General features: G+C 63.5%; 14 protein-coding genes. 2 read left to right on the top strand and 12 right to left on the bottom strand.

Annotation, left to right across the window (positions count from 1 at the left end):
* Nucleotides 1-13: 13 nt before the first annotated feature.
* From J4862_RS02920 to J4862_RS02955, 8 genes are read right to left on the bottom strand one after another with little or no spacing between them, the layout of a single operon-like run.
* A complete protein-coding gene (locus J4862_RS02920; protein WP_211789246.1) occupies nt 14-1,537 on the bottom strand; it encodes an MBOAT family protein in 1,524 nt (507 codons plus the stop codon).
* Nucleotides 1,538-1,546: 9 nt separating this feature from the next.
* On the bottom strand, nt 1,547-2,791 hold the full coding sequence (locus J4862_RS02925) for a GDSL-type esterase/lipase family protein (RefSeq protein WP_211789247.1): 1,245 nt from the start codon (nt 2,789-2,791) through the stop codon (nt 1,547-1,549).
* A complete protein-coding gene (locus tag J4862_RS02930; RefSeq protein WP_211789248.1) occupies nt 2,775-4,229 on the bottom strand; it encodes an acylhydrolase in 1,455 nt (484 codons plus the stop codon). The genes J4862_RS02925 and J4862_RS02930 overlap by 17 nt, the downstream gene beginning before the upstream one ends.
* A gap of 42 nt (nt 4,230-4,271) precedes the next feature.
* Nucleotides 4,272-6,158: a U32 family peptidase gene (locus J4862_RS02935; protein ID WP_211789249.1), complete on the bottom strand. Its 1,887-nt coding sequence runs from the start codon at nt 6,156-6,158 to the stop codon at nt 4,272-4,274.
* 37 nt (nt 6,159-6,195) lie between these two features.
* The gene (gene upp / locus J4862_RS02940; protein ID WP_211789250.1) at nt 6,196-6,849 is read right to left on the bottom strand and encodes a uracil phosphoribosyltransferase; all 654 of its coding nucleotides are present in this window, start codon (nt 6,847-6,849) and stop codon (nt 6,196-6,198) included.
* Between the two features lie 46 nt (nt 6,850-6,895).
* Complete coding sequence (locus tag J4862_RS02945; protein WP_211789251.1) at nt 6,896-8,119, bottom strand: class I SAM-dependent rRNA methyltransferase; 1,224 nt, start codon at nt 8,117-8,119, stop codon at nt 6,896-6,898.
* Nucleotides 8,120-8,135: 16 nt separating this feature from the next.
* A complete protein-coding gene (locus J4862_RS02950) occupies nt 8,136-8,906 on the bottom strand; it encodes a 3'-5' exonuclease (protein WP_211789252.1) in 771 nt (256 codons plus the stop codon).
* Nucleotides 8,857-9,444, bottom strand: a complete 588-nt coding sequence (locus J4862_RS02955; protein ID WP_211789253.1) for a DUF5063 domain-containing protein — start codon at nt 9,442-9,444, stop codon at nt 8,857-8,859. The genes J4862_RS02950 and J4862_RS02955 overlap by 50 nt, the downstream gene beginning before the upstream one ends.
* A gap of 615 nt (nt 9,445-10,059) precedes the next feature.
* Between J4862_RS02955 and ruvA the strand changes: the two genes are divergently transcribed.
* Both ruvA and sprA read left to right on the top strand, forming a co-directional pair.
* On the top strand, nt 10,060-10,683 hold the full coding sequence (ruvA, locus tag J4862_RS02960) for a Holliday junction branch migration protein RuvA (protein ID WP_211789254.1): 624 nt from the start codon (nt 10,060-10,062) through the stop codon (nt 10,681-10,683).
* Between the two features lie 5 nt (nt 10,684-10,688).
* On the top strand, nt 10,689-17,699 hold the full coding sequence (gene sprA, locus J4862_RS02965; RefSeq protein WP_249107443.1) for a cell surface protein SprA: 7,011 nt from the start codon (nt 10,689-10,691) through the stop codon (nt 17,697-17,699).
* A gap of 331 nt (nt 17,700-18,030) precedes the next feature.
* On the opposite strand, the gene J4862_RS02970 is transcribed toward sprA, so the two are convergent.
* The 4 genes from J4862_RS02970 to truB are packed head-to-tail and all read right to left on the bottom strand — an operon-like array spanning nt 18,031 to nt 21,490.
* A complete protein-coding gene (locus tag J4862_RS02970; protein ID WP_211789255.1) occupies nt 18,031-19,167 on the bottom strand; it encodes an endonuclease/exonuclease/phosphatase family protein in 1,137 nt (378 codons plus the stop codon).
* Between the two features lie 18 nt (nt 19,168-19,185).
* Entirely contained in the window at nt 19,186-19,653 is a 468-nt protein-coding gene (folK, locus tag J4862_RS02975; protein ID WP_211789256.1) for a 2-amino-4-hydroxy-6-hydroxymethyldihydropteridine diphosphokinase, read from the bottom strand.
* 20 nt (nt 19,654-19,673) lie between these two features.
* The gene (gene queA / locus J4862_RS02980) at nt 19,674-20,735 is read right to left on the bottom strand and encodes a tRNA preQ1(34) S-adenosylmethionine ribosyltransferase-isomerase QueA (RefSeq protein WP_211789257.1); all 1,062 of its coding nucleotides are present in this window, start codon (nt 20,733-20,735) and stop codon (nt 19,674-19,676) included.
* Nucleotides 20,736-20,758: 23 nt separating this feature from the next.
* Entirely contained in the window at nt 20,759-21,490 is a 732-nt protein-coding gene (gene truB, locus J4862_RS02985; RefSeq protein ID WP_211789258.1) for a tRNA pseudouridine(55) synthase TruB, read from the bottom strand.

Consider the following 21,490-nt stretch of genomic DNA (forward strand, 5'->3'; position numbering starts at 1 on the left):
GGGGAGGCTAGGGCTAGAAGTTGAAGTAGATGAAGGGCTGGGCATCTGCGCTGCGTATCTGGATGAGCAGGAAGATGACCCCTACGAAGAGCAGCAGCTGCACGAGGAAGCCGCTCTCGGTGATCCACTGGCGCAGGGCGAGCTCCTGCCTGCGGCTGGTGAAGTGCAGCAGGTAGCCCACTGCCAGCATCGCCAGCGGTCGCCAGTAGCCGAGCACGAACTGGTCGAAGATCTCAGGACTGAAGTGATCCTTGATCTGCCCGATGACACCTAGGGCACTCTCCATGCTGTCGGCACGGAAGAAGATCCAGGCGAAGCAGACCAGGTGGAAGGTGATCACGCCTCCGAGGATGCGCTGGATGCGCCAGGGCTGCTTGCGCCTCAGCCCCATCCAGCTGGTCAGCTGCACGTAGAGCTTGTGCAGCGCGAGTGCCACACCATGGATCGCGCCCCAGAGGACGAAGCGCATGGCAGCCCCGTGCCATAGTCCGCCCAGCAGCATCGTCACGATGAGGTTGACATAGGTGCGTACCGCGCCCTTGCGATTGCCCCCGAGCGGGATGTAGAGGTAGTCCCTCAGCCAGGTGGAGAGCGAGATGTGCCAGCGCCGCCAGAACTCCGTGATCGAGCCCGACTGATAGGGCGAGTCGAAGTTGATATTGAAGCGGAAGCCCAGCAGCAGCGCGATCCCGATAGCCATGTCAGAGTAGCCCGAGAAGTCGCAGTAGATCTGCATCGCATAGCCATAGACAGCGAAGAGGTTCTCCACGCCCGTGAAGCGGGTGGGCTCGGCGAAGATCTGGTCGACGAAGTTCGTGCCGATGAAGTCCCCGATGATAGCCTTCTTGATGAGCCCCGAAAGGATGAGCGTCAGTGCCTCGCCATACTCCGCCTTCAGCAGCTGCGGGCGGCGGTAGATCTGAGGGATGAAGTCACGCGCGCGGACAATCGGCCCAGCGACGAGCTGAGGGAAGAAGGAGAGGTAGAAGAGGTAGTCGATCCAGCGCTTGAGGGGCTTGATCTCCCCGCGGTAGATGTCCACCGTGTAGCTCAGCGTCTGGAAGGTGTAGAAGGAGATCCCAGCCGGGATAAAGTAGTCCCGCGCCTCTAGCGGCACGAGCGGCGCACTTGCCCAGCCAAGGTAGCTGAGGAGCTCCTGCCCGAGGTCGAGGATGAAGTAGAAGTACTTGAAGTAGGAGAGTAGCCCGAGGTTGACGAGTATGCTCAGCGTCACGAGCCGCTTGCGTGCCCTTGGGTCCTCACTAGCTCCCATTGCCCGCCCGATGCAGTAGTCCATCGTGGCAGAGAAGAGGAGGATCAGGACGTACTCACCGCTGCTCTCGTAGTAGAAGAAGAGCGAGAAGAGCGCGACGAAGAGGATGCGCAGCGTCGTCGTGCGCCGCAGCATCATGTAGATGGGGAGGAAGAAGAGGGCGCAGAAGAGGAAGAGCCCCGAGGAGAAGATCATCGGGCTCGACTTGGAGAAGCGTAGCACCTCAGGGAGGCGCCCCCAGTCTATGCTGTCGATATAGTCCATGCGTGTGGCTTAGGGCTTAGGCTCGAGCTGAGCGAGGAGCGCCTCGGTGAGCAGCTGCCCCTGGCGCTCGTAGCCCTCCTGAGCGTAGTGTACACGATCCCCGAGGAGGAGACCATCGGCGATCCAGCTCTTGATCCCCTGCTCGCCCCCCATAGCGCTATGGAGGTCAAAGGCGGCGATGCCCTCCTCCTGGGCTAGGCGTATTAGGGCTGCGGCGAATTCGCGCGCTTTCGTATTGTAGCTGTAGACGGTCGTCGTCACACGACGGCGACGGCGCTTCTTGCGCTTCCCCGTGTAGACATAGCTGACACTGGCGCTGCGGAAGTAGCTTGGGGGCGGGGTCGTGAGGAGGATCTTGGTCTTCGGTAGCAGCTCACGGACCAGCTGGACGAAGCTACGGGCCTGCGCCAGCGCCTCCTCGACATTGGCCTTGGTGCTGTAGGTGTCGTTCGTGCCCAGGGAGAGGATGAGGAGCTCGGGGCGAAGCTGCGCGAGCTGCTCGGCGTAGTCTGCCGCGAGATAGTGGCGGTAGGCAGCGCCGTTGATGCCGATATCACTGACGAGGGCACCGCCCTTGCCTGAGAGCAGGGCGCAGCCTGCGTAGACGGCTTCATCGCCCTCCGAGAGCTGGGGGCTGAGGCTGGTATCCATGATCGGCGTGCTCCAGCTGAGGGTGTCGGCGACATAGCTGCCGATGGCGAACTGTCCGCGCTGTGCGCTGCTTTGCCCCGTACCCACCAGAGGATAGGAGAGGGCGGAGCGTAGGACTACGAGCTGACGAAAGGGACGCCCGAGGCTGCTGATGGATAGGGTGAAGGAGCGTCCAGCGGGGGCGGAGAGCGAGTAGCCCCCGAGGCCGATGGGACGCGTAAGCTCGCTGCGCAGCACCGTCTCGCCGCTCCAGGGGAGCCCCAGGCTGGTGACGCTGTAGTCGCGTGGGGCATTCGACCCATAGAGTCGATACCAGCCGATCCAGCCACGGCCTGCATCCCCGTAGCGCTGCTGCAGCGCCTGGCGTAGGGGGCGTGTCGCATAGCCCGCCTGGATGTGGCTGTCGCCGAGCTGTATGATGGAGACGCTGCGCTGCTCGGCTTGGGCGGCCTTGAGGCTCGTGCTGAGCTCCGTGAGGTAGCCCTTGGGAGCATACCAGTTGGGGAAGCTCATAGGGCTGGGGGGCGCGGCCTCGGCATGACCAGCCCCGAGCATGAGGCTGAGTGCGAGGGCTGTGTATCGTAGCTTATCGAATAGCATCATAGTATTTGGCTTCGAGCGTGAAGGCATCGAGGAAGATCCGAGCGAGCTCTGCTCCGCCTCGATGCGAGAGATGGGTGAAGTCCTTGCTGGCCCAGCCCTTAGCTGCGAGCTGGCCTATACCCCCGATCTGCAGCACGGCCGAGCGGGTACTCCAGAAGGCGAGCCCCTGTGCTGCCGCTAGGCGTATCTGCGCCTGCTCGAGGCTGCGCACGGCGGGCATGGTGACGACCACCCCGTCCTGCTTGGTGCCTCGGTCCGAGACACCGAGCAGGAGGTAGTCGGCACGGCCGGTCTGCTGTCTGAGGTGCTGGATAGCCCCCGCCATCTGCTTGGCGTAGCCCGTGTAGTCGAGCTGCTTGGGCGAGATGATGTTGAGCCCGTACTGTAGGATGATGAGGTCGTAGGGGCGTGCGGTGCAGAAGGCGGCGTTGAGGTCGCTGGCTACGGAGCGCAGGCCAGTGCCTGAGTGGCCTCTTAGGGAGAAGTTGTCCAGCGAGATGCCGCTCTTCCCGTCGAGGGAGATCCCGTAGCAGGTGAGGGCGCTGGCCTCAGCTCCTACGCTGAGATAGATGCTGCGCACCTGCCCTTCGGCCAGCGTATAGCTGCGCATCGCCTCTCCCTCGGTGGCGGGGAGGGTAAGCTCCTGGGGCTCGCCGCCATTGACCTTGAGGCTAAGGCTGACGGGGCTCGTCGCCTTATAGTAGATCGTCGCCAGCTCGCAGGGGCGGCTAAGGGTGTAGCGCGCCCAGTCGCCTGGAGCTGCCGTGTAGTAGTGTCCCGTGATGGGGAAGCGTCCCTTGGCATGCAGCTGGTTGCGCTCACGCCAGCCCTTGAACTCGTGGCGTACCGTCTTGCGGAAGCCCGCCGTCTCGCTGCTCATCGGGAGCCAGCCGACGCCGCTACCGCCGTAGCGCTCCTGGAGGGCCTTACGTAGGCTGCCAGTAAAGATGTCGCCCTCGATGAAGGAGTCGCCGAGCACGGCGATGCGTACGGGGCGTCCGAGACTGGAGCGGCGGTGCAGCGCGTCGTAGAAGTGGATCAGCGCGTCGTGGTGGGGGCTCATGTCCACGAAGTTATTATGCGCCTGCAGTGTCGAGTCCGTAGGGAGGGCGGCGTCGGTATCGATGCTACCCAGTGGGGCGCGGGGTGCCGCCTGCTGCTCGGCCTGCTGCTCCTGGATGAGCTTGAGGTGGATGGCTTCGCGCTCCTGGGTCACTTGGTCGCCCTTCTTCGCTGCTTGGCTCAGGGCGAGGGCATCGACCTCAGTCTCTGCCGTGCTGTCGGCCGCACTGCGGCGTAGGTCGCCGAGGAGGTCTACCTTATTGAGCTCCCAGGAGCCGATGCGCTCGGGGAGGAAGTAGAGCGCTCCTAGCACGAGGGTGATACTAAGGGCTAGGAGCCAGAAGCGTAGGAGGTAGTCGGGTTGTTTCTTATCCATTGTAGGGGTAGGGTCGGGCAGAGCCCGAGGGGGAGGAGAGGTCTAGGCCTGATAGATCTTCATCTGGCAGACGGCGCAGTCGAACTCTAGGCGTAGTCTGTTGCCCTCATGCAGCAGGTACAGCGGTTCGGCATAGGGGAGGGGCTCCTTCGTCTCACGTATGCAGTAGCCCAGCTCGTGCTTGATGCAGTGCTTGGTGCACATCAGTTCGGCATCCGCCACGGGGCTGAGCTCGAAGGCATCGGCTGCCTCCGTATAGCCCATAGCCGCATAGTAGGCATGGGCCAGCTGGTTGGCGATGTTCGCGCGGTAGTCGGCCTGCTTCATGCGGCGTGGGGGGACGTCGCTCTGCGTCTTGGTGCGCATCAGCGGAGTCTTCTCTGAGCTCAGCGGCGTAAGGGCGCTATCCCAGCGCGCGAGGAAGCGCTCGCAGACGGCTCGGCGTAGAGGCGCCAGCAGCGATACGGGGATGAAGGGCGGGGTGTCCCCGAGCTCGAGCTGCACCTCAGCGGCTAAGAGGTCGGTATCCCCGAGCTTGCTCAGCTCTGTGCGTAGGCGCTCGGGCTGGTAGCGCTGGGCGGGCTCGAGGCTGAGCTCAAGGACCTGGCTAGCCTCGATCTCGGGCTTGTCAAGGGAGCGCATCGAGAGCTCCAGTTCGCGCTCATGGAGGCGCAGCGTCAGCGCGACCCTTAGGCGGCGCTCTGCGGTCGGGCCAGCCAGCAGCCGCTCAAAGGCTTGGTCGTAGTTGCGGTACACCTCGCTCCCCTCGGGGATCGACTCGCGGCGTGCTAGGAGCAGCTGTCCACGCTCGTCTACCCGATTGACCTTGATGCCCCCGACCTGGCCTGCGGGGGTGATGAAGAGCAGGCCGTCGCCGTTGCTCATCGCCTGCTTACTCTCGAGGATGAGGCTGCCGCTCTTGCTGCGCTTAGCCTTGCCGAGGTACTCGCCCTGGCTCTTAGGGGAGTGGACGTTGATGACGGAGGCGTTGGGCTTGCTGGGGGTGGCGTGGTGGAAGAGGTAGGGGGTGAAGCCTCGGTTGAAGCTCTTGTTGGGGTCGGGCGTGAAGCGATGCTGCACCTCGCCGTAGCTGGCGCGGCAGTAGCGCTCGGGATAGCGTGCGATCAGCTGGTCGAGGAGCTGGCGGTAGTGCGCGGTGATGTTCTTGACGTAGCTCTCACTCTTGAGGCGCCCCTCGATCTTGAGAGAAGAGGCACCCGCATCCAGCAGCGCCTCCAGCTGGGCCGAGCGGTTGAGGTCACGCGGGGAGAGGAGGTGCTCGTCCTGGCGTATCTGCTGCCCTGAGGCGTCGATCAGCTCGTAGGGCAGACGGCACTGCTGGGAGCACTCTCCACGGTTGGCCGAGCGCCCCGTCAGGGCATGCGAGAGGTAGCAACGCCCGCTATAGCTGACGCAGAGGGCGCCGTGGATGAAGACCTCGAGCGGCACCTGGGTCACCGCATGGATGCGTCGTATCTGCTCCACATTGAGCTCGCGTGCTAGCACGACCTGCTCGAAGCCCAGCGCCTCGAGGTGCTGGACGTCGCTTGGCTCCAGCGTGTCGCACTGGGTGCTGGAGTGTAGCGGGATGGGCGGTAGCTTCATCCGCGTGATCCCCATATCCTGAATGATCAGGGCATCCACGCCTGCACGCCACAGATCCCAGATCATGGCCTCGACCTCGGCGAGCTCCTTGTCGTAGATGATCGTATTGCAGGTGACGTAGATGCGCACCCCGAAGCGATGCGCCTCCTCAGTGAGCGTCCGTATGTCCTCTAGGGAGACCCCAGCGGCAGCACGAGCTCCGAAGCGAGGCGCACCTATGTATACGGCGTCAGCACCATGAGAGATGGCTACGCGCGCGGTGCTGAGGTCACGGGCGGGCGCTAGGAGTTCGATCGGGCGTGGGCGTGGGGCTGTCTGCGGCATCTATTATGGGCTAGGTGAGGGAGGGCGGTGTGCTGGGCTAGAGCTTCTCGCCGTAGGCTAGGTCGCCAGCATCCCCGAGGCCGGGGACGATATAGGCGTGCTCGTCGAGCTGAGGGTCAATGGCGGCGACCCAGAGGGTGATGTTGTCCTCGGGGAAGAGCTGCATGAGGTTGTCCACTGCCTGCTGGCTGGCAATGATGGAGACTAGGTGTACCTCGGCGGGCTTGCCCTTGGTCAGTAGCGCACGATAGGCTAGCTCCATAGAGCTCCCCGTGGCGAGCATGGGGTCTACCAAGAGGAGGGTCTTACCCTCGAGTGCTGGGGAGGCGATGTACTCGATGAAGATGTCGAAGTTGAGTCTATCCTTGTACTTGCGGTAGGCCGAGACGAAGGCGTTCTCCGCCTTGTCGAAGTAGTTGAGGAAGCCCTGGTGCAGGCTGAGCCCCGCGCGTAGGATGGTAGCGATGACGACCTGGTCAGAGATCTGGGCACAGCTAGCTACGCCCAGCGGGGTACGTACCTCGCGCTGCGTGTAGTGGAGTCGCTTGCTCAGCTCGTAGGACATGATCTCGCCGACGCGCTCTACGTTGCGGCGGAAGCGCATGGAGTCACCCTGTACAGTGACGTCACGCATCTCGGAGACGAAGTGACAGAGGAGGGAGTTCTCCTCGATGAGGTGTTGGACGCGCATAGTGCTTGTGTTCCTTAGTCGGTGAGGGGATAGGGGGAGCTATACTCTATTCAACGTAGAGCACGAGCCCCTTGAGGTATTCGCCCTCGGGGTGATAGATATTGATGGGATGATCCACGGGCTGCGTCAGCTGGTGCAGGATGCGTACGCGGCGTCCCGAGCTGGCTGCGGCGGTGAAGACCGCCAGGCGGAACTCCTCCTTGGACACCGCCTGAGAGCAGCTGAAGGTGAAGACGATCCCGCCAGGGGCTACCTTCTTGAAGGCAAGGGTATTGATCTTGCGGTAGCCCATCAGGGCATTGCGTAGCACCTTGCGATGCTTGGCGAAGGCAGGCGGATCAAGGATAATCAGGTCATAGGCATCCTGGGGCATCTGCTCCAGGTACTCGAAGGCATCCTGCGTGATGGAGCGGTGACGTGGGCAGTCCTTGCCGAAGTTCAGCGCCACATGCTCCTCGGTGAGGTACATCGCCTTGGCCGAGCTGTCTAGCGAGTCCACCTGCTGGGCTCCAGCATGGAGGGCATAGATGGAGAAGCCGCCCGTGTAGCAGAAGGCATTGAGCACGCGACGGCCTGAGGCGTAGTCGGCCACGAGCTGGCGGTTGTCACGCTGGTCGATGAAGAAGCCCGTCTTCTGTCCCTTGAGCCAGTCGGGGATGAAGCGTATGCCGTGCTCATAGACGGGCTGCGCCTCGCTGTGGCCGATGAGGAAGCCGTCCTCGGCCAGCTCGCGCAGCTCCTGCGTGGGGAGCGTCGTCTCGGACTTGTAGTAGACGGCCTCTAGGGGGATGGGCGCCGCTTCGCTCTGGTAGACCTCCATGAGGACCTCGGCGAGCGTCTGGCGGATGAGGTGCATCCCTAGGCTGTGAGCCTGCATCACGGCGGTGCTGCCGTAGACGTCGATGATGAGCCCGGGTAGGCCGTCGCCCTCGCCATGGACGAGGCGGTAGCAGGTATTGGGGCACTCTGTCCCCTCGGGGCGCAGCAGGTGGCTGCTGACGCGTAGGCGTAGGGCCTCGCTCAGGCGCTCGCGGTAGAAGGCTCGGTCGATCTCCGTGGAGGGCTCGAAGGTGAGCATACGTACGGCGATGCTGCCCGAGGCGTAGTGCCCGAAGCCGCGGCTGGTGCCGCGGCTGTCACGTACCTCGACGAGCGAGCCCTCAGTGGGCTGCCCCTCGATGCGGGCTATAGCCCCCGAGAAGATCCAGGGATGGAGGCGCTGTAGGGACTCCTCCTTGCGAGGATATAGATGTACAGTGGGGTACTTCATAGCTGGATGATGGGGGCTAGAGCAGGGCAAAGTATACGGGCGAGGGATTGGGCTGCTGACGGAGCTCGAGGAAGATGCGCAGCGCGGCCCAGGCGTCGAGGGCAGCGTAGTGGATCTGTGCGGGGCTGAGCTCCTTGGCCTCCCAGTTGCTCATCCGGGAGGCCTTGCTCATGCGCTCCTTGAAGAGGATGGCGTAGATCTTCTGCAGGCCGAGCTCGCGTATGCCGTAGCCGAAGCAGAGCTTCTGCAGCTCGACGAAGGAGCCGGGCTCGAAGGGGCGCAGACGTCTCAGGCAGCGCACATCGTCCGAGAGGCTCAGGCCGATCTTGAGGATCTTCTCATCCGAGAGGAGGTTCGCCAGCGCTACGGAGAAGCCGATGAGGTTCAGTCGGAAGAGGTAGCAGTCCGTGGGGGTGGCTATCTGCAGTAGCGATACCTCGTAGCGTATGCCCTGCGTGAAGCTCGGGCGCGTCTCGGTGTCGATGCCGATGACCTCGTGGCGGCGTATCTTGGCGATGGCCTTGCGTGCCTCCTCCTTGTCGGTGATGACGTGCAGGGGGACGGGGCACTTAGCCAGGGGGAGTGCCTCGAGTTCGCTCTCGAGGATATGGCTCGGGTAGAGGTAGGGTGGGTGGAGCTGTACCTTGGGCTGCTCCTTGCGGCGCTTCTGCTCCTTGATCTCGGCTCCCTCTGGGTGCTCGGTGCGCTGGCCCTTGGAGCTGCTGCGCTTGCTGCTTTTAGAGGTACTCTTCGTCCTCTTCGTTGTCGTCTGCGTAGTCTTCGTCATCTTCTTCTAGTCGGAGGAGCTGGGTGTAGGTGCGATGGAGCGAGGTCAAGGCCTCGAGTAGATGCGCTCCCCAGTATTCGCGGAAGTAAAGGATACAGCGCCCGATGGCTGCCGGGAGGGCGCGCTCGTTCTCATCGCGTAGCACCCCGAGGAGGTTGCCCACCTGCTGGTAGACATCAGCCAGGTACTCCGAGACGAAGACCGCCAGCGGCGTATCGCTGTACTGCATCTCCTCGCCCTGGCAGGAGAGGAAGCTATCATCCTCGTCCAGCAGGGAGGCGATACCAAGGCGTATACGCTCGTAGCTCTCCTCGCTGACGAACTCAGGGACTAGGTCCTCCTCCGCATTATATAGGTAGTCGGGCAGTCGGAGCGTCGCGTAGTAGAGCTGGGGGAGTAGGCTGAGCGCCTGCTCGATGAAGGGGCGCTTCTCTAGGGAGCGTCCCTCGAGTAGGGCGGCTGTCTTCACCCCAAGGGCAGCAAACTCTAGGACCTCGGTCGTGTAGAGGGTCCCGGTGACTTGTTCCTTTGATTCCATAACGTCTGCAAAAATACCGCTTATTCTGCTAATACTCCTTGTCCTAGCTCAGCGCCTAGGGCTAAGCCCCTTCCTCTCCTGGGGGGCTTAGCCCTTACGAGCAGCCGAAGAGCCGTATGCAGCTAGGCTCGGGAGCAGCCTTAGTCTAGGCCTGTGCGGGCAGGCGCACAGGAAGAGGCGGGGCTTCGTCCAAGCCTCCGAGCTCGGGGTGGAAAGCGAGGCAGCGCGGCCAGTGCCTAGCCCCAGTACCCTGAGGGGTATCCCTCGGCCCTCTGACTGGCGTCCCTCAGAGACGGCACGGACGTCCCTCAGCGCCCTCACTGATATCCCTCAGCTAGCCTCCCCTTCATCTCTGAGTAGCGACCAAGGATAGCCCAGCCTCGGGCACACTCTAAGGGGTGCAGCATCATAGGGCTGCCCCTAGCTGGTTCCCGAGAGCTAAGGCCTAAGGTGCCCCACTAGGATGACTTGTCCCCTTCCTTACCTATTATAATAGGGGAGAAGGATCGAGGAGCAGAAGCTGCCTTGCCCCTTGTCAGCCTCCCGAGGGAGCGGCATAGTGCGCCTATTTGGCTATTTTTGTGCCTACTCAAGGATACGACTAATCTTACCTCTATGATTGCTTACCTCAAAGGACTATATACCGAGCTGAGCCCTACGGCTGTGACCGTGGAGTGCGCAGGCGTCGGCTACGCCGTCTCCATATCGCTGACGACCTACTCTGCCCTGATGGGGCAGCGCGAGGGGCGGCTGCTCATCACGGAGATCATCCGTGAGGACGCCCATCTGCTCTACGGCTTCGCCACGAGCGCAGAGCAGGAGCTCTTCCGTCACCTCATGAGCGTCTCGGGTGTCGGGCCCAATACGGCGCGCATCATCCTCAGCTCGTACCCTCCTATGGAGCTCAATAGCATCATCACCCTCGGGCAGATCGAGCCACTCAAGGCCATCAAGGGGATAGGCCTCAAGACCGCCCAGCGCATCCTCGTCGACCTGCGTGGCAAGCTCCCTCCCATGGACGAGCTGCCCGCAGACGAAGCTCGCCCCAGCGGCGCCTCCGCCTCCGCGAGGTCGCGCCAGCAGCCGCTCGATACCGCCACGCCCAGCGAGGCCATCAGCGCGCTCAAGATGCTGGGCTTCCCCGAAGCTGCTGCGCAGAAGGTCGTACGCCAGCTCATCGCCTCCGATCCCACGATCTCGGTCGAGGAGCTGATCAAGCAGAGTCTCAAGCTCCTCTAGAGCGCGTGCGTCGGAGCTGCGTCGTCTATGTCGTCTGTCTCGGGCTGGGCCTCGCGCCTAGCTCGCAGCCCTCAGCGGCACAGCGCCTAGCCAGCGCCCTCGACAGCACCGCCCTGAGCCTGAGCTACCGAGGCGGGCTCCTAGAGCAGCGCTTCGTTTACGATCCCCGCACCCAGCTCTATCTGCTGACCAGCTACGTCGCAGGGCAGCCTCTCGGCGAGGCCGTGCCCTATACTCGGGAGGAGTATCTGAGGCTACGGGCGCAGTGGGGAGAGGCGCGCTACTGGGCGGAGCTCAATAAGGAGGGAGGCGTACGGGCGCAGGGCTTCGACCCGCTCAGCCTCCGTCCGCAGCGGGTCTCGGCGATTGACCGCGCCTTTGGCCCAGGAGGCCTGCAGCTCACCCTTCAGGGCTCTGTAGAGCTGAGGGGCGGGGTGCGCAGTGTCGTCAATCCCAATCCGCTGCTCAGCCAGCGGGCGCGTCGTCGGGAGGACTTTGACTTCGGCGAACAGATACAGGCCAGCCTCGATGCACGCCTCGGGACCCGCCTCGGGCTCAAGCTCCACTACAATAGCAGCTCTACCTTCAGCGTTGACAGCCGGCAGCTGCGCCTGCGCTATGAGGGCCGAGAGGATGACATCCTGCGCTTCGTCGAGCTCGGGCAGGTCCAGCTCCAGTCGCGCAATCGCCTGATCCATGGCGGTGGCTCCGCACTTGGACTGCGGGCACAGATGCAGCTGGGACGCCTGACGGCCGACCTGCTGGTGAGCCAGCAGCGCAGCCAGCTGCATACGCTCCAGACGCAGGGCGGGGTGCAGACGCAGGAGTTCAGCTGCCGCTCCAGTGACTATGATGCCTCGCGGCACTTCTTCCTCTCGGGCTTCTTCCGTGCACGCTATGAGGAGGCGCTGCGCCAGCTTCCGCACATACGCTCAGCGGTGCGTATCACGCGTGTGGAGCTCTGGGTGACCAATAGACGCGGCGACTACAGCGCTTCGCGTAGTCTGCTGGCGCTGGCGCAGCTGGCCGATCCTGCCCGAGGAGATACGCAGCAGCCCCCGCACAACGAGGCGGGCTTGGGCTACCGCAGGCTGAGTGCCCTACCTCAGCTCCGCATGCTAGGCGGCGTCGAGACGACGCTGGCGGGGACGGGGCTACGCGCTAGCTGGGACTACGAGGCGCTGGAGCATGCGCGACGTCTCGAGCCCAGCGAGTACACGCTGCAGCCCGAGCTCGGCTACATCAGTCTCAAGACGGCGCTAGCGCCCGACGAGGTGCTGGCGGCGGCCTTCGAGTACAGCTATGAGGGACGTATCTATCGGGTGGGGGACTTTGCTCGTGGCGATGTGGGGGCTCAGGGTGGGCGCCTCTTCGTCTCGCTCTTGAAGGGGACGGAGCCGAGCCCCGAGACGCCCTACGGCTCCTTGATGATGCGCAATGTCTACCGCATCGGCTCGGGGACGACGAAGCTCGAGCCTAAGGGCTTCGAGCTCGAGATCAACTATCAGGATGCCGCTACGGGGCTTAGCCTCCCGTACCTAAGTGAGGGTCCGCTGAAGGGGCAGACGCTTCGTAGCCTCCTCGGCCTCGACCGCCTCGACCGTAGCGGGGTGCAGCGCCCCGATGGGCACTTTGACTTTGTCGAGGGCTACACAGTGCGCAGTAGTGAGGGGCTCATCATCTTCCCCACGCTGGAGCCCTTCGGGAAGACCCTCGAGGGGCTGCTGGGCTCTGAGCCATGGAAGGGGCGCTACAGCTACCCCGAGCTCTACAGCCAGACGAAGGCAGAGGCTGCGCGCGTGACGGCTAAGGACAGATACCAGCTGCGGGTGCGCTACGAGGGACGTACCCTCGGGGAACTCGACCTCGGGCGCCGTGAGGTAGACCCCGAGTCCCTGCGTCTACGTGCTGCAGGGCAGGAGCTGAAGCCCGGAGTTGACTACCTCCTCGACGCCAGCGCGGGTAAGGTACGCATCCTCAACCAGCAGCTCCTCGAGAGCAATACGCCCATAGAGGTCTCGCTGCAAGGCGCAGCCGAGCAGGCGATGACGCGCCGCAACCTCGTGGGGCTGGAGCTAAACTACGAGCTCAGCAAGCAGCTGAAGCTGGGCGCGACCCTCATGCACCTCAGCGAGCAGCCTGGGAGCAGTCGCCTCCGGGTGGGGCAGGAGCTGCTGCGCAATACCATGTGGGGCGCGCATCTGAGCTACGAGGCCGAGAGCATGCGCCTGACTGACTGGCTCAATAAGCTCAGCTGGGGGCACTTCACCGTCCCCTCTCGCATCCAGCTGACGGGGCAGTTCGCTCAGCTCCACGCGGGGACGGGGACGGACGGCTATGATGATGGGGCGAGCAGCTTGGATGACTTCGAGCAGGCACGTAGCGGCATCGACCTGATGAACCCGATGAGCTGGCACCTCGCCGCTACCCCCGTGACGCTCAGCCCGCGCTTGGGGCAGGGGCTGGCGCAGAACGGCGAGCGGGCACTGCTCTCGTGGTTCAGCATCGACCCGATATTCTCGCAGCACCGCAGCAGCCAGACCCCCGCCTACATACGCAACAACCCCGACCTCGTCAGCAACCACTTCGTCCGCGACGTGCTGAGCTCGGAGCTCTATCCCTACCGTGAGCAGCTCCTCAGCCAGGCGAGCTATCTCCCGACGCTCTCCCTAAGCTATTACCCCAGGGAGCGCGGCCCCTACAACCTCAATGCCGCAGCCCTCACCACCGAGGGCTATATCGCCGAGCCCGAGCGCAGCTGGGCCGGGATCACACGGAGGGTAGACCAGACGGACTTCGACCAGGCGGGTATTGACTACCTCGAGTGCTGGCTGATGGATCCTTTCGTCTATGAGCCTACAGCACGTGGCGGCTCGCTCTTCATCAACCTCGGGGAGATCTCGGAGGATGTCCTTCCCGATGGCTACAAGGCCTATGAGAACGGCCTCCCGCTGACCGATGATCCCGCCTCGACGCGCAGCACGCTCTGGGGGCGCGTCTCCACACAACCCAGTGTGGGCTATAGCTTCGCTACCTCAGCCGAGGGCCTGAGGAAGCAGGACGTCGGCCTTGACGGCCTTGCCTCGGCGGCCGAGCAGAGCCATCCCAGCTACGGCAGTTACCTCGCCCAGCTGCGCAGCCGTATGAGTGCCGCGACCCTCTCCCGCTGGGGACAGCAGCCCATGAGCCCGCTGAGGGACCCTGCAGGGGATGACTTCCACCACTACAGAGGCTCTGACTACGATGCCGCTCAGCTACCCATCCTCGAGCGCTACAAGTACTATAATGGTACGGAGGGCAACTCGACGGATGCCGACTATGCAGCCAGCGCGAGCCCCGACACCGAGGATATCAATAGAGACAATAGCCTGAACGAGGCCAACCGCTACTATGAGTATGAGGTCAAGCTAAGCCCCGAGGCGCTACGCGTCGGGCAGGGCTTCGTCGTCGGCGAGCGTAAGGTCGATGTGCAGCTACGCAATGGGCAGACCTCGGAGGTGCGCTGGTACCAGCTGCGTATCCCGCTGCAGGCGCCTACGCGCCGGGTCGGGGGCATCGAGGACTGGCGTAGCATACGCTTTATGCGCCTTTACCTCAGGGGCTTCGATAGGACGACGCAGCTACGCTTCGGGGCACTCCGCCTGATGCGGGGGGACTGGCGCGCCTGGCAGGGGAGCCTCGGGGAAGAGCAGGGGGCGGCAGCTGCCGCGGCTCCGAGCGTAGAGGATGGCGGCCTGCTCGTCTCCTCGGTCAATATCGAGGAGCATGGGGATCGCCGCCCGATCAACTACGTCTCGCCTCCCACCAGCGCCCGCCAGCTGGGGCAGCGACTAGGGCAGAGCCAGCTGCAGAACGAGCAGGCGCTCTCGCTCAAGCTCCGTGAGCTCGAGCCGCAGCAGGCACGCGCCGTCTACCGCAGCGTGCAGTACGACCTCAGGCGCTACGGGCGCTTGCAGCTCTTCGTCCACGCTGAGCAGCTCCTCGAGCAGCCGACGGACACCCAGGACGATGAGCTCCAGCTCTTCCTCCGCTTAGGCTCGGACTACACGCGCAACTACTATGAGTACAGCCTCCCGCTCAAGCTCACCGCCCCGGGACGCTATGCCAATGAGCTGGCCTCCGACCGTGCTCGGGTGTGGCCCCTAGCCAATATGATCGACCTTGCCCTAGAGCAGTTGCCGCAGCTCAAGCAGCGACGTAATGCTCTCGCGGCTACCCGTCCCGAGCAACTCTATCGGCGCTACAGTGAGCCCGACCCCGAGCACCAAGCGGCCCAGTGGAGCGTGCTTGGCAACCCCAGCCTAGCGCATGTCCGCTCGCTGATGATCGGTGTGCGCAATCGTTCGGGGCAGGTGCGCAGTGCTGAGATCTGGGTCAATGAACTCCGTGCCAAGGACTATAGCGCTCCTGGGGGATGGGCAGGTAGCGGACAGCTGGGGCTCCAGCTCTCGGATCTAGGTACGGCTAATGTCAGAGCGCACTATCAATCGGCGGGCTTTGGCGCTATTGACCAGGCGCGCGCGCAGCAGTCCTTGGAGTCACGCAAGAGCCTAAGCCTCTCGCTGCGTGCCGACCTGGGGAAGCTCCTGCCGCAGGGCGTGAAGCTCCGTGCCCCCATCTACTATGCGCTCAATAGCGAGGAGGCGCGCCCCGAATACGCCTCGGGAGCGGAGGACCTACGCCTTAGTGAGGTGCTGGATGCCGCACCTACGGAGGCGGAGCGGCACGCCCTGCTGCAGCGCAATCAGCGTGGGCGCAGTAGCCAAAGCCTCTCACTGACGGGACTTCGCCTTGAGCAGCGCTCCCGCAAGGCTATGCCTTATGACCCAGCCAACCTTTCCCTTAGCTTTATGCAGAATAGCAGCCAGGAGCACAGCCCCGAGACGGAGTACCGCCGCACGCTCGATTGGCAGGGTAGCCTCAACTACGACTATAGCCCGAGCTGGGAAGCCTGGCGCCCCTTCCGTAGCCTCTCAGGTGCGGGCGCCTGGCGGCAGTTCCTCAGGCAGTATGGTCTCAAGCTCTGGCCCGAGAAGCTCAGCCTACAGACCAGCATGCAGCGCCACTATGATGAGGAGCAGCTGCGCAGCATCACGCCGCAGGGCGTGGAACCGAGTGCGCTGGCGCCTAGCTGGTCGCAGCTCTTCCTCTGGAACCGACGTCTAGACCTCAGCTGGACGCCACTCACCGACCTCCACCTTAGTCTACAGGCAGGAACCGATACACGTATCGAGGAGCCGCACCGCCAGGTCAATCGCCAGCTCGACCCCGATGGCTGGCGGGTCTGGCGCGACTCTGTCCTAGAGAGCATCGCCGCGGGAGGTACGCCGCTGCACTATGGGCAGCAGACGAGCCTCAGCTGGCAGCTCCCGACGACACGCATCGCGCCGCTCTCCTTCCTCACGGGTCAGCTCAGCTATCACGCTAGCTATACCTGGGATCGGGGTACGCTGCTCCCACTAGAGACCGAGCAGCTGAGCAATAGCCTAAGTAATGAGGGAAGTACCGAGCTGCAGCTACGCCTGCAGCTACGCAAGCTCTATCAACAAATCCCCTACCTGCGCCGCCTCGAGCAGCGCTATGGCTCGAGTGGCAGCGGCAAGCCGCAAGGTGTGACCTCCTGGCTCGACCGACTCGTCTACACCCTCCTGATGCCGCGGGAGCTCAGCCTCCACTGGCGACACAGCCAGCACAGCCTCGTCACGGGCTATCTGCCCCTCATCGGGAGCCTAGGGGGGCAGGTACAGCAGTCTAGTGGAGGCCTTAGCCCAGGGCTGCCCTTTGCCCTCGGGCTAAGCACGCTCGAGACGCTGGAACAGCTCGCGCGCCGTGGAGAGCTGGTAGCAGACGCTAGCTACGCCCGTCCGCCCGTCTATAGCCTGACGCGTAGCCTAGACCTCAAGGCCACCCTGCAGCCGCTGCGCGACCTCACGATCACCCTTACAGCCAACCACACACGCACCGAGCGCACCGAGCTCCAGTACTACTATCCCGAGGCTCCACGGCTCTATGGCGGGGACTTCACGATGACGACGATTGGCCTCAGGGGCTTCTTCGCCCAGCCCCGACTAGAGGCAGGCTATCGCTCGGCGAGCTTCGAGCGCTTCCTCGACTACAGGGCACGGATCGCCGCGCGACAGCATGCCCGCAGTCCCGAGCCCTTGGTGCAGCTGGAGGCGAATGATCCCGCGGTCTTGATCCCCGCCTTCCGTGCCGCCTATGGCCTAGCTGGAGGAGCCGAAGGCGTGAGCCTCGAGGCACTGCCAGGCCTTGGGAGCCTGCTCCCCAACTGGAACATCTATTATTCGGGACTAAGCCGTCTGCCGCTCCTCAGCCGCTACCTACGCAGCGTCGTCCTGCGCCATGCCTATCGCGGCGTCTACACGGTCGGGGCTTACAATAGCTTCGGTGACTGGCAGGGCACAGATCCCGACGGGCTGGGACTGCGGCCTCAGACGGAGGGCAGAGCACCGCGCCTCAGCTACGCCTATGACCTCGGGAGCGTGGCCCTGCAGGAGAGCTTCTTCCCCCTGATTGGGCTGGATCTGACCTGGCTTAATGGTCTTGGCCTCAGTACGCAGTGGCGTCGTAGTCGTGGCCTCGTGCTTGGGCTGAGCGCCCAGAGTATCGTGGAGACCTTCTCCGACGAACTGGCGCTGGACCTCGGCTATAAGGTGGCTGATCTCACCGAACTCTTGCGCCCCGGGCGCAGCCGTCGACGGAGCCCGAGAGGGGCTGTAGGTCGCGGCCTTATCCTTAAATCCTACTACAGCTACCAGCGCAGCCTAAGCCTCATCCGCCGCATCGAGGAGCTCTACACGCAGAGCCTCGCGGCGACAGACGAGCATCGCCTGCGCTTCAGCGCTGAGTACGAGCTGAGCAGCCTTGTCAGCCTGCGTGCCTACTACGAGTGGACCCGCAGCCGCAGTCAGGTCAGCAGCTATGCCTTCCCCATCACGCTGCGTAGCTACGGTCTCAGCCTACGTCTCTCGCTTCCTAGTTCGCTAGGACGCTAGGGGCTAGAGCTGTCCTGTCCTAGCCCAAGCGCCTTGCCTCCGTCCTCGTCTTTATGGGTGAGGAGGGAAGCATGCTGTATCGCACTGCGCTGTGGGGTAAGGGGAGGGGCTGGTGAGGGATATCAGTCAGCGCGCTGAGGGACGTCCGTGACGGGCGCGAGGGATATCAGTGAGTTGGGCTGAGGGATAGCCCTCACGAGGGGTCGGACGAAGCGCTTGCTTCTTCCCTAGCTTCATGCTAAGGAAGTACCCCCCATCCTTTTGTGATCTAAGACATGCTCTGAGCCCTCGCCCCCCTGCCGTGTGGTGCGAAGGGGAGGCTTTAGTTCTGCTACTTCGCGGACTCGCTGGGGAGCGGGTAACTGAAGCCTGCGAGCACGGGGTAGTGATCGCTGTAGCCTCCATGGTAATAGGTGCCGAGGTAGCTGCGGCGTGGGCGAGGAAAGTCGCTCCGCTCCTTCGCCTGCTCCCCGAGCCAAGGGAAGAAGACTACCCGGCTGGAGTGGGGCAGGTAGCGTAGCCCCTTGGGCTCCTGCTCCAGCAGCGAGGCGGAGGCAAGGATCTGATCAAGGTAGCTCCATATCCCTTGATAGCAATAGCTGCCCGGGGGCTCTCCCTTGCCTTGCCGTGGCTGTAGGTAGTAGAGCTTCGCAGGCGAGGCTTGCATCGCAGCATCGGATGGATAGGGCTGCGCTCCGAGGATACGCCGCGTCGGGGCTTCGTCGGGTGTCCCATTGAAGTCCCCGAGGATAAGGATATGGCAGCGAGCACCCTCTACCGCTTGCTGGAGGAGCGGCTGGCAGCGCGCAGCTAGGAGCGAGGCGGCATGATCTCTATAGGGCTGGCTATGTCGGGCGCCGCCTCGTCGTGAGGGCAGGTGGCAGACGAAGATGTGGAGGCTGTCGCCTGAGGGGAGCCGCCCGAGGGCATGGAGTAGGGGGCGCGTGGCTAGTGGCTCGACCCCAGGAGGCTGCAGGTCGATTTGCTCCCAGCCAAGCAGCTGAAAGGCCGAGCGGCGGTAGAGCAGGGCGACATCTATGCCGCGGCGATCGGCCCCCTCTGTGATCAGGTAGCTGTACTCCTCAGAGAGGCGCGTCTGTAGCCGAAGGAGGTCCTCCAGACAGCGTGCACTCTCGACCTCGACGAGGCCTATGAGGTCAGGCGAATAGAGGCCCTCTCGAGCCGAGCTGAGGACGGTGGCGACCTGCATGAGTTTGGTGCGGTAGCGCGTCTTCGTCCAGTGGTAGCTCCCCTCGGGCAGGAAGTCTTCGTCCGCCTTCGACGGGTCGTCCTCGGGGTCGAAGAGGTTCTCCACGTTGTAGCTCATCACCCAGAGCTCGGCACGCTCTTGGGCTGCGGCTTTTGCGTCTCCTAGCAGGAAGGCGAGGAGGAGTAGGCTAAGGCGGAGGGCAGAAGGGCGGCGAAGGAGGTGGGAGGTGTGGGGCGCGGAGGCTGTGGTGTCGTTCATGGCTAAGGTGGGGGTAGCCTAGCGCTGGAGCCTGCTGTAGAGCTCGGCGATGCTGAGCCCCAAGACAGGGTGCTGCAGCGTAGGGGCAAGCTGCTGGAGCGGTTCGAGGACGAAGTCCCTGAGGTGCATCAGCGGGTGCGGTAGGGTGAGGCGGGGCGTCTCGAGTACGAGGTCGTCGTAGAGCAGTAGGTCTAGGTCAATGGGGCGGTCTTGGTAGCCAGCCGCCGAGCTCTTGGTCTGACGCCCGAGCTGCCGCTCGATCTCCTGCGTGCGCTCTAGGACTGCTAGCGGGCTGAGCTCGGTCTCCAGCTCCAGCACGGCATTGAGGAAGGGGTGGGGGCTCGAGAAGCCCCAGGGAGCGGTCTCTATATAGTCCGAGCAGCCCGTGACCCTCCCGAGGGAGGCATCACAGGCTGCTCGTGCTGCGTCTAGAAGGGCCTTGCGGTCGCCTTGGTTGCTCCCGAGGGCAAGATAGAGCTTCGCCATGGGATGCTTAGCGCTAGGCCTTAGTCGAGGATGAACATCGCGTCGCCGTAGGCGCCGAAGCGGTACTTCTCCTTGATGGCTACCGAGTAGGCGTGCATCACGTGCTCGTAGCCCCCGAAGGCCGCGGCCATCATCAGGAGGATGGACTTCGACATGTGGAGGTTGGTCACTAGGCGGTTGGGGACGTTGAACTCGTAGGGGGGGAAGATGAAGCGGCTGGTCCAGCCGTCGAAGGGCTTCATGTGGCGCTGCGTGCCCGAGGCTGTCTCCATGGCGCGGAGGGTAGAGGTACCGACGGCACAGATGTTGCGTCCCGCATCACTGGCCTTATTGACGATGGTGCAGGCCTCCTCGGGGATGATGATCTGTTCACTCTCCATCTTGTACTTCGTGAGGTCCTCTACGTCGATGTCACGGTAGTTCCCCAGGCCGTTGTGCACGGTGATGAAGGCCTTGTGGATGTCGCGGATCTCCATGCGCAGCAGCAGCTCGCGGCTGAAGTGGAAGCCTGCTGCTGGGCCGATGACCGCACCTTCGTTGCGTGCGAAGAGCGTCTGGTAGCGCTGCGAGTCGTCGCTCGTAGGCGTGCGATTCATGTATTTGGGCAGCGGTGTCTCGCCCATGCTGTAGAGCATCTGGCGGAAGGTCTCCTGGTCGCCATCGTAGAGGAAGCGCAGCGTACGACCGCGTGAGGTAGTGTTGTCGATGACCTCGGCCACGAGTTCGTCGTTCTTCCCGAAGTAGAGCTTGTTACCGATGCGGATCTTGCGCGCGGGGTCGACGACGACGTCCCAGAGCTTGAGGGCGGGGTTCAGCTCGCGTAGGAGGAAGACCTCGATTTGGGCGCCCGTCTTCTCCTTGTTGCCATACATGCGGGCAGGGAAGACCTTGGTGTCGTTGAAGACGAAGACGTCATCCTTCTCGAAGTAGTCGAGGATGTCCCTGAAGTGTCGGTGCTCGATCTCGCCCGTCTGGCGGTGCAGGACGAGCATACGGGCATCGTCGCGGAAGGCAGCGGGCTTCTTGGCGATGAGCTGCTCGGGGATGTCTAGTTCGAAGTGACTTAGCTTGGTATCCTTCATATTGTATCTTCTCTGTTTCTTGCTTAGTTCGTGGCGCAGGCAGCGGCTTCGTCGAGCGTCATCACCTGCTCGTGGAGGAAGTGCTCGAGCTCCTCGAGGGTGATGCACTGGTCTATGCTGTAGTCACCCACACGGGTGCGTCTGAGGTCGGTGAGGTAGCCGCCCGAGCCTAGCGCCTGCCCGATGTCACGGGCTAGAGCACGTATGTAGGTGCCCTTGCTACACAGCACGCGGACCTTGAGATCCGGGAGCTTGCATTCCAGCAGCTCCAGCTCGTCGATGACGATGGGCTTGGCCTTGAGCTCGAAGTCGCGTCCCTTGCGGGCGAGGTCATAGGCGCGACGGCCATCGACCTTGACGGCGGAGAAGGTCGGCGGCACCTGGTCTATAGGGCCTACGAAGCGCTCCAGGGCCTGGGCTACCAGCTCGGGGGTGATGTGCTCGGTGGGGAAGTGGGCGTCGGGCTCACTCTCGCGGTCGAAGGTCGGGGTCGTCGCCCCGAGGCGGATGTCCGCGATGTACTCCTTGCGTCCCGCCTGCAGCTCCTCGATGCGCTTGGTATGGCGTCCCGTGCAGAGGATCATTACGCCGCTGGCCAGCGGATCAAGGGTGCCAGCGTGGCCTACCTTGAGCTTCTTGATGCCCAGATAGCGGCAGCACTCCTTGCGTACCTTATTGACGAGCTGGAAGGAGCTCCAGGTGAGGGGCTTGTCTACCGCGAGGGTAGCTCCGGCTACGAGGTCTAGCTTCTGCAT

The sequence above is a fragment of the Porphyromonas sp. oral taxon 275 genome, assembly GCF_018127745.1.
GTDB lineage: Bacteria > Bacteroidota > Bacteroidia > Bacteroidales > Porphyromonadaceae > Porphyromonas.

Coding starts and splice junctions, on each gene's coding strand:
- J4862_RS02920 (WP_211789246.1), bottom strand. CDS start 1,537: ATGGACTATATCGACAGCATAGACTGGGGGCGCCTCCCTGAGGTGCTA.
- J4862_RS02925 (WP_211789247.1), bottom strand. CDS start 2,791: ATGATGCTATTCGATAAGCTACGATACACAGCCCTCGCACTCAGCCTC.
- J4862_RS02930 (WP_211789248.1), bottom strand. CDS start 4,229: ATGGATAAGAAACAACCCGACTACCTCCTACGCTTCTGGCTCCTAGCC.
- J4862_RS02935 (WP_211789249.1), bottom strand. CDS start 6,158: ATGCCGCAGACAGCCCCACGCCCACGCCCGATCGAACTCCTAGCGCCC.
- upp (WP_211789250.1), bottom strand. CDS start 6,849: ATGCGCGTCCAACACCTCATCGAGGAGAACTCCCTCCTCTGTCACTTC.
- J4862_RS02945 (WP_211789251.1), bottom strand. CDS start 8,119: ATGAAGTACCCCACTGTACATCTATATCCTCGCAAGGAGGAGTCCCTA.
- J4862_RS02950 (WP_211789252.1), bottom strand. CDS start 8,906: ATGACGAAGACTACGCAGACGACAACGAAGAGGACGAAGAGTACCTCT.
- J4862_RS02955 (WP_211789253.1), bottom strand. CDS start 9,444: ATGGAATCAAAGGAACAAGTCACCGGGACCCTCTACACGACCGAGGTC.
- ruvA (WP_211789254.1), top strand. CDS start 10,060: ATGATTGCTTACCTCAAAGGACTATATACCGAGCTGAGCCCTACGGCT.
- J4862_RS02970 (WP_211789255.1), bottom strand. CDS start 19,167: ATGAACGACACCACAGCCTCCGCGCCCCACACCTCCCACCTCCTTCGC.
- folK (WP_211789256.1), bottom strand. CDS start 19,653: ATGGCGAAGCTCTATCTTGCCCTCGGGAGCAACCAAGGCGACCGCAAG.
- queA (WP_211789257.1), bottom strand. CDS start 20,735: ATGAAGGATACCAAGCTAAGTCACTTCGAACTAGACATCCCCGAGCAG.
- truB (WP_211789258.1), bottom strand. CDS start 21,490: ATGCAGAAGCTAGACCTCGTAGCCGGAGCTACCCTCGCGGTAGACAAG.